The 12975-nt window shown below is 48.8% G+C and carries 10 protein-coding genes and 1 riboswitch; of the genes, 7 read left to right on the top strand and 3 right to left on the bottom strand.

The window, feature by feature from the left end:
- Positions 1-7: 7 nt before the first annotated feature.
- The gene (locus LJ740_RS21035; RefSeq protein ID WP_229531104.1) at positions 8-1648 is read right to left on the bottom strand and encodes an acetolactate synthase large subunit; all 1641 of its coding nucleotides are present in this window, start codon (positions 1646-1648) and stop codon (positions 8-10) included.
- 259 nt (positions 1649-1907) lie between these two features.
- Positions 1908-3932 (bottom strand): beta-propeller domain-containing protein, encoded by a 2025-nt coding sequence (locus tag LJ740_RS21030; RefSeq protein ID WP_229531103.1) that lies wholly within the window; start codon positions 3930-3932, stop codon positions 1908-1910.
- Between the two features lie 192 nt (positions 3933-4124).
- On the opposite strand from LJ740_RS21030, the gene LJ740_RS21025 reads away from it, so the two are divergent.
- From LJ740_RS21025 to LJ740_RS23370, 4 genes are read left to right on the top strand one after another with little or no spacing between them, the layout of a single operon-like run.
- On the top strand, positions 4125-5075 hold the full coding sequence (locus LJ740_RS21025) for a MipA/OmpV family protein (RefSeq protein ID WP_229531102.1): 951 nt from the start codon (positions 4125-4127) through the stop codon (positions 5073-5075).
- A gap of 40 nt (positions 5076-5115) precedes the next feature.
- Positions 5116-5454: a DUF3019 domain-containing protein gene (locus LJ740_RS21020; protein WP_229531101.1), complete on the top strand. Its 339-nt coding sequence runs from the start codon at positions 5116-5118 to the stop codon at positions 5452-5454.
- Between the two features lies 1 nt (position 5455).
- Positions 5456-6160: a response regulator gene (locus LJ740_RS21015; protein ID WP_229531100.1), complete on the top strand. Its 705-nt coding sequence runs from the start codon at positions 5456-5458 to the stop codon at positions 6158-6160.
- 22 nt (positions 6161-6182) lie between these two features.
- Positions 6183-7412 carry an ATP-binding protein gene (locus LJ740_RS23370; protein WP_229531099.1) on the top strand — a complete coding sequence of 410 codons (1230 nt, stop codon included), beginning with the start codon at positions 6183-6185 and terminating at the stop codon, positions 7410-7412.
- A 72-nt stretch (positions 7413-7484) separates the two neighbouring features.
- Here LJ740_RS23370 and LJ740_RS21005 read toward each other — a convergent pair whose 3' ends face one another.
- Positions 7485-7856, bottom strand: coding sequence for a hypothetical protein (locus LJ740_RS21005; RefSeq protein WP_229531098.1), 372 nt, complete (start codon positions 7854-7856; stop codon positions 7485-7487).
- Positions 7857-8127: 271 nt separating this feature from the next.
- Between LJ740_RS21005 and ccoG the strand changes: the two genes are divergently transcribed.
- From ccoG to LJ740_RS20990, 3 genes are all read left to right on the top strand, one after another.
- Positions 8128-9621 carry a cytochrome c oxidase accessory protein CcoG gene (gene ccoG, locus LJ740_RS21000; RefSeq protein ID WP_229531097.1) on the top strand — a complete coding sequence of 498 codons (1494 nt, stop codon included), beginning with the start codon at positions 8128-8130 and terminating at the stop codon, positions 9619-9621.
- Positions 9622-9715: 94 nt separating this feature from the next.
- Complete coding sequence (locus LJ740_RS20995; RefSeq protein WP_229531096.1) at positions 9716-10687, top strand: serine/threonine protein kinase; 972 nt, start codon at positions 9716-9718, stop codon at positions 10685-10687.
- A gap of 56 nt (positions 10688-10743) precedes the next feature.
- A riboswitch (cobalamin riboswitch) is annotated at positions 10744-10967 on the top strand.
- Between the two features lie 73 nt (positions 10968-11040).
- The gene (locus LJ740_RS20990; protein WP_229531095.1) at positions 11041-12894 is read left to right on the top strand and encodes a TonB-dependent receptor plug domain-containing protein; all 1854 of its coding nucleotides are present in this window, start codon (positions 11041-11043) and stop codon (positions 12892-12894) included.
- Positions 12895-12975: the final 81 nt, after the last annotated feature.

Genomic DNA, 12975 nt, shown 5'->3' with positions numbered 1-12975 from the left:
AACCTCCTTAAATTTTGCTGCTCAGTTCTTTGATGGTTTTATTTAACGTCTGGTCATTCAGGCTGTAATCAACCGGTACATCAATTAAATGCACGGCCGGCTCTTCCAGACAGTGTTTCAGTTGCGGCAACAACTCTGCCGCTGATTCCACGCGCCAGCCCTTACCACCATAGCTCTCCACGTATTTCACAAAATCCGGGTTGCCGTAATCCAGACCAAAATTTTCAAATTCCATATGGGCCTGCTTCCATTTGATCATGCCGTAGGCGTCATCCCGCAGGATCAGCACCACGATATGCAGGTTCAGTCGCACCGCCGTTTCCAGTTCCTGCGAGTTCATCATAAAGCCGCCGTCACCACACACGGTGATCACCGGTCTGTCCGGATGCACCATTTTTGCCGCCATCGCGGAAGGTAAACCGGCTCCCATGGTGGCCAACGCATTATCTAACAACAGGGTATTGGGAAAGGCCGCCGGATAATTGCGGGCAAACCAGATTTTGTACACCCCGTTATCCAGCGTCACTATGCCATTTTTGGGCATGGCTTCACGCACATCCCGCACAAAACGCTCTGGTAAAATCGGGAAACGGTCGTCATTTTCCGATTCACTGCGGTGCGCCACATAGGCGTTGTGTACCTTGCGGAAAAAGCTGAAATCCCAGGAGTCCTGTTTGTTGATCTGTTCTTTGATCTGCCAGATGCTGTTGGCTATATCGCCGGTGACTTCCAGTTGCGGGAAGTACACAGGGTCTACCGACGCACCGGCAAAGTTAACATGGATCACCTTACTGCCGCCCGGCTTCATAAAAAACGGTGGTTTCTCCACGACATCGTGGCCCACATTGATGATCAGATCAGCGGCATTAATAGCTCTGTGCACAAAGTCACCGTCAGATAACGCGGTGTTACCCAAAAACAGAGGACCATGTTCATCCAAAACACCTTTACCCATTTGTGTGGTGATATAGGGAATACCGGTTTTGTCCACGAACTCGGTGAGCATCTTACTGGTGAGTTTACGATTAGCTCCCGCACCAATCAGTAACACCGGAGATTTGGCCGCTTCAATCATCTCAACGGCACGATTGATGGCCTTGTATTCAGCGATAGGCCGACGGGCCACACTGGCACTGATCAAGGGTTGCAGGGTGATTTCTGCAGCAATATCTTCCGGCAATTCAATATGCACGGCTCCGGGACGTTCTTCGTGAGCCAGACGGAAAGCTTCGCGCACTACCGATGGAATCCGGTCGCCACTCACCACCTGAGTGGTATATTTGGTAATGGGGCGCATCATGTCCACTACGTCTATTACCTGAAAGCGCCCTTGTTTGCTGGTTTTTATCGGCTTTTGCCCGGTGATCACCAGCATCGGCATCGCACCCAGTTGCGCGTAAGCGGCGGGAGTCACCAGGTTAGTGGCGCCAGGCCCCAGGGTTGATAAACAGACACCCACTTTTCCGGTTAAGCGACCGTAGGTAGCCGCCATAAAACCAGCCCCTTGTTCGTGTCGGGTCAGGATCAGTTTGATTGATGAGTCACGCAGCGATTCCAGCAAATCCAGGTTTTCTTCTCCTGGAATCCCAAAGATATATTCCACGCCCTCGGCTTCAAGGGCTTTCACAAACAAGTCAGATGCTTTCATGTATTCTCCAAAATACTGTTTCAACGTGAGAAACCAACTTTCGCACTTGAGTATAGTAGTTTGGAGACTAAGCTGTGGGTTTTAAAGTGATTAAAATGAATGAAACTATTCGTTTTTTTCGATGAATTGAGCAACACCGGCCTGGCGCACTAAAGACATCACTTCCGTGTGTCGTCTATACCCTAGGTAATCAAGCATTATTATATAGTTATGTTACAAGAACATAACGGTGCAATCATAACCACATTTTGACAAAAGGTTAATAGGGACCTGTCACTTCAGCCGAATCAGCCCAGAGACTGTGCCATACCTGGTTACCATGCACGTAGAAAACGTTTTCTCCGTGGATCACGCTGCGATCTTCGCCACTCCAGACATAGGCTTCGGGGTCATTTTCCACCGTCATGCGATTAACCACCTGCATGTCGCCGGCGCCACTATTCGCATTTACATCCAGCATGAGCAGGCTATTGTGCGGCATCCAGATGGTAGTGGTTTCTGCTTCGTCTCCACTCCCCGTATCACCCTCCACTTCGGTCTCCAGCCAGGCTTCCAGTGGCATCGCAAACTGATACTGACTGCCGGTTTGCAGCACAGATAGTGCTTTGTAATCATATTCCACCGGGGTGTAGGTATCCTCAAATGACACACTGGACAACTCCGTTGGATTCGCCGGATCACTGACATCAAACAGACTAACTTTAACACCAGTGGTTACCGGGATTGTTCTGGGAGTTTCACCTGTGCCGGGAAGATCCATTTCTTCAACGTCCTGTCCAACACCTAGCAAATAGCCATTATCCAATGGGTGTAAATAAGAGGAAAATCCGGGGACTTCCAGGGCACCCGCCACAAAAGGAGCAGTAGGTGACGATAAATCAATGACATAGAGCGGGTCGATACGCTCAAACGTTACAATATAAGCCCTGTCCTGAATAAACCTGACTGCATAAATATCTTCGTTGGGTTTGCCTATGGCTTCCGGTTGCTCATCATTGGGTAATTGCGCCACTAATTGCAACGCATCTGCATCTTGTTGCAAGACACTGAGTTGATGCACGGGCCCTTCGTCAGTCCACTGACTGGTAACAATGCGAAAGTAACCGTCCGCCTCACTCATACGCAATTGCGGTGTACCATCTCGTCCCCATAAATAGCCGGAAACTTCACCGGATGCGGCGTAACTAAATTGCTCAGCCACATCAATTTTATGCAGCGCCATGCCATCATCAAGGTGTGCCGCGAGATACAGACTTTCGGTAGACATATAGCTGATATCTGCATAGGTACTCATACAGATAGACTGCACATCCTGACTCTGATTAACGTTGATGCGGGTTACCGTAATCAGGTTAGCGTAGCCATCTGCTTCTGTGGCCTGCTCAGGAATGTAGCAGTCCTCAGGGGCGTTCATTTCGCTGGCCACTCCGTTAACTCTGATGTCTGGCATGAGATCCGTCATCGCCACGGATTGCAGGTATTGGTAATTGGCAATGCGCTGGGCATCATCTTCCGGATAGGGGTGCGGCAGCTCCACATAGGGATTGTAAGCGGTAACCAGATAAACATATTGGCCTATTCTGCGACTGGCCACCAGCCAACCATCCACGGATATCTCATTGATTTCGCTGGCTTCTGCCGGGGTGCTAACATCAAAAAAGTTAACTTCGACGCTGTTGCGCCAGCCGCCGTGTGGCGCAAACAAACTGGTAGTGGCAATGTCCATCAACGTCATAAAAGGATAGCCACTGGATACCACTGACAAATTGTCCTGGTACAGATACATACCATTGATATTGGCATTGTCCGATTCCACGGCAATGTCATTTACCTGGCTCATACTAAAATCTGCATTGCGCTGCATTACCCTGACACCAGGTGAAGACATTTGGGTGCCGTTCCAGACAGGCTGAGTGGCGATAAACAGAAAATCCCCATTGTATTCAATGCGATCCGCTTCATCGACTCCCGCTTCCGCGGTATTCGTCTGTGAAAAACTTCTGTCACCGGACCCTTCACCAAACTCCAGAGTCGGTACAGGGGGAGGATTATCTGTGGAGTCTACGCCGTTGCCGGCAGAACGGCTGTAAATCCCATTTTTAAGGTAGCGTTCAAATGAAGCAGCACTCGATTGTACCAATTTTCCCGGGATTGCCTGAGCACTGTTAATCTCGGGCACGGTCGGGACAGGGGGTTCAGGTTCTGGCGTGGCCACCGGATCACTGCCGCCACAAGCACTTAGCAAAGATAACGAAACCCACAACGCCAAACTATGTCTCATCATACCGAACTCCCAATTAGTGGTTCAGAGGTTAAAAATAAGTCAATTTCTGTTTGCTTATACTATGCCTGTCGCTGAACTAAATCCGTTCAAAAATCTTAAGAATTGTGTTTAATTGTAATCGCCTGATGTGGCCTTGTCAGACCTTTGATAAACTGACACCCGAAGTGATTGATTTTACGTTGAATGAGATATATGCCAAACGGCTTGCTAACTAAAAATACGCCAATAAAGATGTTAACTGCATTACTGCTGTTAGCCTTTTCAGTGTGCGTTACAGCAAGTGATCCCCAACAAAACGAGACCGAAACGTCCTGCAACGCGTCCTATTGTATGGCACAAGGGGAATGGCATCTGGCGGTTGGTCTTGGTCTGGGTGTACGCACCAACCCCTTGTACCTCAGTGATAACACACCCTTAGTGATCATTCCCGATATTGCCTGGTACGGAGAGAACTGGTATCTGGACAATACCGAAGTGGGTTACCAGTGGATTCAAAAGCCCCATTTCGCCATGGAAACCTACCTCACGCTAAACAGTGCCTATGGCGATTTTAAGCGCAGTCATATCAGCAACTTTATTCTGGACGGCGTGAACATCAGCAACAGTGTCGACAGCACCACCACGCCAGGTTTAGCCCCGGACAATGGCATGGAATCCATTAACGACAGAACCTCTCTGGTGACCCAGTTATCCCCTGCTGATGTCGCTGACAGAGATCTTGCCGTTGATGCCGGTGTTCGTCTGCACTGGTATTCCGAATTTAGTGAATGGACCCTAAGCGCAGCTCACGATATCAGCAGCGTATATCAGGGCGCACAGCTCAACGCCCAATACCGTCGCTACTGGCAAACCGGCGACTGGAAAATCATAGGTAAAATTGGGTTAACATGGAAAAGTGCAGATCTGTTGGATTATTATTACGGAATTAACGAACGAGATATTGAAGATGTCTCACTGCACTACTCGGCAGGCTCTGGCTGGTTTCCGCAGATAGGTGTATCAGCCAACAAGAAAATTAATGCGCAATGGCAGTGGTTATTGCATGCCAGTTATAACCACTTACCTTCCGCCATGACCGATAGTCCGCTGGTAGATAAAAAATATACAATAACAACATTTGCAGGGGTTACCTATAAGTTCTAGGAACTGGCTGTTAAAGCCAGTATTAATTTGGTGGGGAGTCATGAGTTTGCCGGTTCAGGCCTCATCAACTGAGTGGCAGATAGCACCCTCGACTTGTTTTACTGACAAGCCGGGCGAACTTTGTCGTCTTCAAATTAAGGTCACCCTGCCAGCCCGACTCGCCAATTCACATCGGGAAATATGCTTTTTTTTAAACAAAAAGCAGCTGCAATGCCTGCGCAGTCAAAGCGCAGAGTTACAGTTACCGATCACCTTAGCTGACAATGCAGATTTACACATCACAGTAGATGGCACCCGACAATTTGACAAAAAATTACTGATCCAAAGCCTGGTGCCCAACAAAAGACGTCGAGTCAGAAGTCCCTGGAGTTTTTTTTGATATGAACAAAGCCATACTGGTTGAAGATGACGAAAAGTTACGCAAACTCACTCAAGAGTTTTTGAACAATAATGGTATACAGACGCTGGCGCTGGAAAACGGCAATGAATTGCACAAACAAATTGCCATTTTTGAGCCCGACCTGGTTATTCTGGACATTATGCTACCGGGCAAGGACGGACTGACGCTGTGCCGCGAAATTCGCGGCAGTTACAGCGGCCCGATATTGTTTATGACCGCAAAGGGCGACAACTTTGACCAGGTTATTGGGTTGGAGATTGGCGCCGATGATTACATAGTTAAACCGGTGGAGCCGAGGCTCCTGCTGGCGCGCATTCACGCCTTGCTGCGACGCATAGGGCAAACCACAGAGTCGGTCACTACGCAGCACAGCAATATGCTGCAATTTGGCAAGCTGCGCATTGACAAAAAATCCCGGCAAACCATCCTGAACGAAGAAGTTATCCAGCTCACCAGCCATGAGTTTGACATGCTGTGGTTATTGGCCTGCAATGCCTCTAACGTGGTTGACAGGGATACCTTGTACAAAGAAATCATTGGCCGGGAATACGACGGTGTAGACCGCTCCGCCGATGTGCGCATTTCCAGATTGCGCAAAAAGCTCAAAGATGATGCCAAAGCCCCGTTTCGCATTAAAACCATCTGGGGCAAAGGCTTTTTCTTTGTGTCAGATGCCTGGGATTAGGTCTTAAAAAGCGGCGCATCTGGTGTTAAAGATCTTTATCAGCTTTTATCTGTTTATTGTGATTGCTCTGGTGGGCCTGTCATCGCTGCTTGATAACCTGATATTTAAAATCGAACCCGACAATCGGCACCTTGAAAATCTGGCCCAGGTGCTGGTTTACGTCAAAAGTGAAGATGATATCCGGCAGCTGAATCTGGCTTCTGCGTTGCAGACCAACAAGATTCCCAAACAACAACTGGCCTTAGCGGACAGCCAGCAACGGCTGTTTGAACAGCAAGGGTATATTTTGTCATACGGTGTAGAAGACACCCCCTTTATCTACACCGAACTGGACCCGCTGCACTACTTACAAATCAAAGTTGCCCATACTGAGCGGTCGCCCAACCAAATCCTCTGGTATCGCATTATATTCTTTACCCTGCTGGCGATGCTGGTCGCTCTGTGGACCTGGCCTCTGTGGCGCGATATAAAAAAACTGGAAAAAGCAGCCCGTTCAGTGCAGCCCGATGGCGCAATTGAAAACACGGACCTGGGTGCATCTTCCTCTCTGAATGTCATATCAGAGGCCTTGGCGAGTTTGAGTCAGCAAGTGCGCAGTTTGCTCAACAATCAGCGGGAGCTCACCAGTGCAGTGGCCCACGAATTCAGAACCCCGCTGGCCAGATTAAAATTTGCTATGGCGTCACAACCGGATACACAACAAAAGCGGGAAATGGAAGAAGACCTCAACGAACTGGGCAGGTTAACTCAGGAAATGCTGGAATTTTCTCAGTCTGAGCATCACACCCCCGAGTTATCGGTGGCCGAGATCCCTATCCATGAAATGCTGCAATCGTTGCTGAGCGCTCTGCCGCCCCACCACATAGAACGACTACAGATTGAAAATCACTGCCAGCCGCTACTGTTAAACGCCGATGGTCATTTTGTGGAGCGCGCGGTACTAAACCTGCTGAATAACGCCGTAAAATACGCCCGACAGCAGGTGCAGGTTAGCGCCATGCAAAGTGCCTCAGACATTCTGCTGATAGTTGAAGACGACGGACCTGGCATTCCCGCGGATCTGCGGGAAAAAATCTTTGATGCCTTTTACAGGCCTGATAAAAGCCGCACAAGGGACAAAGGCGGTGCCGGACTGGGACTGGCTACCGTGAAAAGAATTCAGCAATGGCACCACGGTAAAGTCTGGGTGGAAGACAGCCACCTGGGCGGCGCAAAGTTTGTACTCAGTTACCCGACTAACAGTCAAATCTAGAAACTGGTAAGCGTTATTGCATAAGTTTTGTTGTGTTTGCTGGGCATGAATCGCGGCACAGTCCGAGTGAACCTAGCTGTTTTTGGCCGGAAAAAGCACCCGGCTACTGGCAAATTCTGCACACACCACACGTAACGTCTCCCCATAGACATAGGGGTTTTTGTCATCGCCTTTGCAATAATCGTCACTGAACTTAATCATGCGTGCTTTGTTTGTGGTTAATTCGTTAAGGTACTTTTGTTGCGGCTCACTGAGTTTCGCCACGTGCGGCTGAAGATTGGAGCGCAACTCAGATAACTGCTCGCGCTCGGTGTAATCGGACGCATAGACAAACCAGCTGGCAACTTCTTTCTGCACATCTTGCAGCAGATATTGCGCAAAGGATGTTTGCAACACAGCAAACAAAAATGCGATCTCGATAAATAGGATAAATCCACGTTTCATTGCGTTAAATCAAAGCCTGACTTCATTTTAAATTTTACTCTATATCGGAACTGACGCCACCGTTGATGAGTATGATTTTTGATAATCAATTCTCAATTATTGCCACCGGCAAAAAAAAGCGCCATCGGACATCAAACCGGGAGAATCCAATACACCCCGTACATTAGATATAACGAATTAAACCCAAAATAATTCCATGGAAGCCGCCATGAACAATTGCCAAGCTGATATAATCAGCAAGAACACAAAAAACAACACCCTACAAAATGCTATGAGTGATAAGCCAGTTGATGGACAAACCGGGACTTCAAATCCCTCTGCTTCCGCGGTCAAGGTAACGCCGGATCAGCAAATCCCGGTAAAAAACATATCTCCCATCAAGATCCACAAACCGGATGCAGACAAACAGGATCACTATACGCCCCGCAGCCATGTTTACGTTCGTCAGGTAAAAGGCTCACTGGAAACTTTTCGGCGCTTTTTTGGGGGGTTCTTTATCCTGCTATTTGCCGGCCTGCCCTGGCTGCAGTTTGGCGGACACCAGGCCATTTTGTTTGACTTAGAAGCACAACGCTTTCATATCTTTGGCATGACTCTGTGGCCACAGGATCTGACCTTACTGGCATGGATTTTTATCATTTCGGCCTTTGCATTGTTTGTGGTGACCACTTTTGCAGGGCGGGTCTGGTGCGGCTTTATGTGCCCACAAACCACCTGGACCTATATGTTTATCTGGTTTGAGCACAAAATCGAAGGGCCCAGAAATAAGCGTATCAAGCTGGACCAGCGAAACATGGATTTCGATAAGTTTTGGCGCAAGAGCTTAAAACACTTGTGTTGGTTTCTGGTGGCGTTAGTCACGTCGCTGACCTTTGTGGGCTACTTTGTGCCAATTGACCGCTTATTTGCCGAGTTTTTTACTTTGCAAAGTGGCTTCTGGGTGTCGTTCTGGGTGCTGTTTTTTACGTTTTGTACGTATGGTAACGCCGGCTGGATGCGGGAAATTATGTGTACCCACATCTGTCCTTATGCGCGTTTTCAGTCCGCCATGTTCGACGCCGACACCTTTACCGTGGCCTACGACGCCAAACGCGGTGAAAAGCGCGGCCCCAGAGGACGCAAAATGAGCCAGCAAAAGATCCAGGAAAAAGGCCTGGGTGACTGCATTGACTGCAACCTGTGTGTACAGGTTTGCCCTACCGGTATTGATATTCGCAATGGGCTGCAATACGAATGTATTAATTGTGGGGCTTGTGTAGACGCCTGTAACGGCGTGATGGATAAAATGGGTTATGCCAAAAACCTGATCAGCTTTACCAGCGAACATCGCCTGCAGGGCAAATTTACTAAAATATTGCGCCCCAAATTAGTGGGCTACGTGGTTGTGCTAAGTGTCATGGTGGGTCTGCTGGCCTTAGAGGTAGCCACCCGGGTACCTCTCGAAGTGGACATTATCCGCGACCGCAACGCACTTTACCGCGAGACCTTTGATGGCCTGGTTGAAAACGTCTATACCCTGAAAATTCTCAACAAATCTCAGCAGGCATTTACCTATCAGGTCTCGGTGTCTGGCTTACCTGGCCACAAGTTTATCGGTGACACTGAGATCAGAGTCAGGGGCAGTGAAGTTTTTACCCTGCCGGTCAGCGTAGCGATTGATCCCTACGAATTAGACGAGCGCGTTACAGACATTCGCATACAGGTGCAGGCAGTGGAAGACCAATCCATTAAGGTTAGCCAGCCCAGTAAGTTTTTATATCGCTGAGGCAGTAACATCGAGAGGAAAGCTGCTGAGATCATAGACAGTTCCCTGTTTTCTTCTACAATGGCAGCTCACATTTAGATGACAGGGTAGCTTTTTGGCACAATTCAATTTCTCTGGTCTGACACCGGATCTGATTCTCAATGCAGTGGAAACCACCGGCGTATATCCGGTGTCGGGATTATTGCCGCTCAACAGCTACGAAAACCGGGTTTACCAATTCCTCGCGGAAGACAACCGTCGCTATGTGGTGAAGTTTTATCGCCCGCAGCGCTGGAGCGATTTACAAATTCAGGAAGAACATGATTTTACTCAGGAGCTGGTAGAACACGAGGTGCCCATTTGTGCGCCCCTGCGCTTTGACAACCAAAGCCTGTTGCAGTATCAGGACTTCCGCTTCGCGCTCTTTCCGTCTGTGGGTGGTCGTCAGTTTGAAGTAGACAACCTGGATCAACTGGAATGGATGGGCCGTTTTATCGGCCGAATCCACCAGGTTGCAGCGCGAACCCAATTTCAACACCGCCCGGCGTTAACTCTGCAGAGTCATTTGCTGGAACCGAGACAACAATTAGCCGAAAGTACACTGGTGCCGGAATCTCTGAAAACCGCCTTTTTTACCATCCTGGATGTGTTGTATCAGAAAGTACAGGAATACTACCGCGATATGGCTTCGATCCGTTTGCACGGTGACTGTCACCCGGGCAACATCCTGTGGCGGGATGGTCCCACGTTTGTGGATATGGATGATTGTCGCAGCGGCCCGGCGATTCAGGATTTGTGGATGATGCTCTCAGGCGAACGCAATAACCAGTTGTTACAGTTAGATACGCTGGTGATGGCCTATGAGGAATTTTATGAATTCGATACCGCCCAACTGAAACTGATTGAGCCACTGCGCGCTATGCGATTGGTGCATTACATGGCCTGGCTGGATAAGCGCTGGCAGGACCCTGCGTTCCCGCAAGCCTTTCCCTGGTTCGGTAGCGATAAATATTGGGAACAACAGATACTGAGCCTGAAAGAGCAGGTGGCTGCACTGGAAGAGCCGGCACTAAAGCTCACCCCATAAAACCTCCCTGAGCCATATCGCAACTGCATAAAAACATTACATCTTGACCATTTTAGGTATAATGCCTGCCGTCAGGTGCTTACGGCGAAATATCCTCCTCAATGTAAGTTAAACGGGAAGTAGGTGTGATCCCTACGCTGCCCCCGCAACGGTTAGTAAACAGATAAGAAATCCCATTTCTTATCGGTCTTCATCACACGCCACTGTGTTAAACGGGAAGGCGATGAATGCTGCTTTTGGCTGTTTATAAGCCCGGATACCGGCCTGCTCAGGTTCCTGTTATGTCAACCAGCACACCAGGCTAACAGGGTTAAGTTAACGCATTCGGGCGGAATGCCAAACGAGAACACACAATGAAAAAACCACATCTTAGTTTGTGCTGTGCAGCATTGCTCAGCAGCCACACAGCATTTGCAGAATCATCCTCAGAGACCAGCTTAGAACAAATCAGCGTTGTATCGGCAAGACTGGCACAAAATATCAATGAACTCAGCGCCAGTGTTGTCGTATTAGACGAGCAGGACATCAGCGCGCGTTACCAGCTATCAGTGGCAGATACCCTTCGAACGGTGTCTGGCGTTAATGTATCCAATTCAGGGGGCGCAGGTAAAACCACGGCGCTGCGCATCCGCGGCGAAGAAAGCTTCCGAACCCGCCTGTATGTTGATGGCGTAGAACTCACCGATCCCACGGCCCCCCAGTTAACGCCGGTGTTGGATGACCTGTTGCTCAACAATATTTCGCGCATCGAAATTTTAAAAGGGCCTCAGGGATTGGTTTACGGTGCCGATGCGGGCGGTGTGGTCAGTATTACCACCAAACACACGGAACAGAATATTGCCGGTAGTGTTGCTGCAGAAGCAGCGGGCTATGGTACCCGTCAGTATGCCGCCACATTAAACCTGGCCAACGAAACCTCTGGTGTCTATCTGTCAGCTTCAGATTTCAGCACTGACGGTATCAACGCGCAAGTATCGGACACCTCCGGCGAAGAAGATCCCTATGACAACACCACCTTGCATTTGCGTGCCAATCACCAGTTTAACGATGCTTTAGGCGTACAACTGGTGCTGCGCAACACCGAAGGTGAAACTCAATATGATGGCTGTTATGACAACACCACCTTTGCGCTGATCAACAACTGCATTACCGAATCAGAACAAACCAGCGCGCGACTGTCAGTAAACTACCAGGCTCAGAACGGCCACCACGAGCTGGGCTATGCGATTACCGAAGTAGAAAAAGACTATTTCAACAATGGTGAATTTGGCTTTGGCAACGACGGAGAAATTACCAGGCTGGATTATCATGGCTGGTTTGAATTTGGTGCAGACACCTTGTCATTCGGTGTGGATATCAAAGAAGAGCAGGATAATATTTCGGGTGAGTCTCGCGACAACCGCGGCTATTTCGCAGAGTGGATGAGCCAGCGAATAGACAACCTGAATATCAATCTGGGTGTGCGCTACGACGACAATGACACCTTTGGTAATTTTACCTCCTGGCGAGGCGGTCTGAATTACCTTATCCCCTTGCAAAACGCCCAGTCTCTGCGCCTGAAAGCCACCTGGGTTACCGGATTCAGAGCGCCGGGTTTGTATGAACAAGCTTATAATGATGGTCCTTTTGCCTTTGGAGATGCGGCTGGATTACAACTCACCGAAGAAACCAGCAAAGGTTATGATCTGGGTGTCATCCATCAGATCAGCAAACATACCTGGTGGAGTCTGACCTGGTTTAATCAGGAAATTGAAGACGAAATTCAGTTTGATGCGGTGAGTTTCCAGGGATATTTGCAAACCCAGGGCACAAGCGAGTCCGAGGGTCTGGAATTAGAAGCGGAAACCCGTTTGTTTGAAAACGGAAAACTGTGGTTCAACTACACGCACATGGACACCGAAGATAGTGCCGGTAATCAGCGTTTACGCAGACCGGAACAGGTGGCGAATGCGGGCTATCAGCACACTTTTAACAATGGTGACACCCGTTGGTCATTATATGCCCATATGGAAAAAGACGCCGTTGATATCGGTAACACCCCGTTGAACAGCTACCTGGTATGGCATGCAAACTTAAACTGGGATCTGAATGCCAACTGGGCATTAGGCGCCTATATCAACAACCTGTTTGACCGCGATTATGCCGAAGTAACCGGTTACAATTCTTACGGTCGTTATGCCGGAGTTAAGCTAACATTAAGTTTCTAAAGTAAATAATCTACACTCTGAGTCCCTGACGGGTTCACTCCGGTGAATCCGTTGTGGTACTCTTTTACAGAATAAATAATC

The organism is Planctobacterium marinum, from assembly GCF_020687805.1.
Lineage (GTDB): Bacteria > Pseudomonadota > Gammaproteobacteria > Enterobacterales > Alteromonadaceae > Planctobacterium > Planctobacterium marinum.
This window is presented reverse-complemented; position numbering and strand designations above follow the sequence as displayed.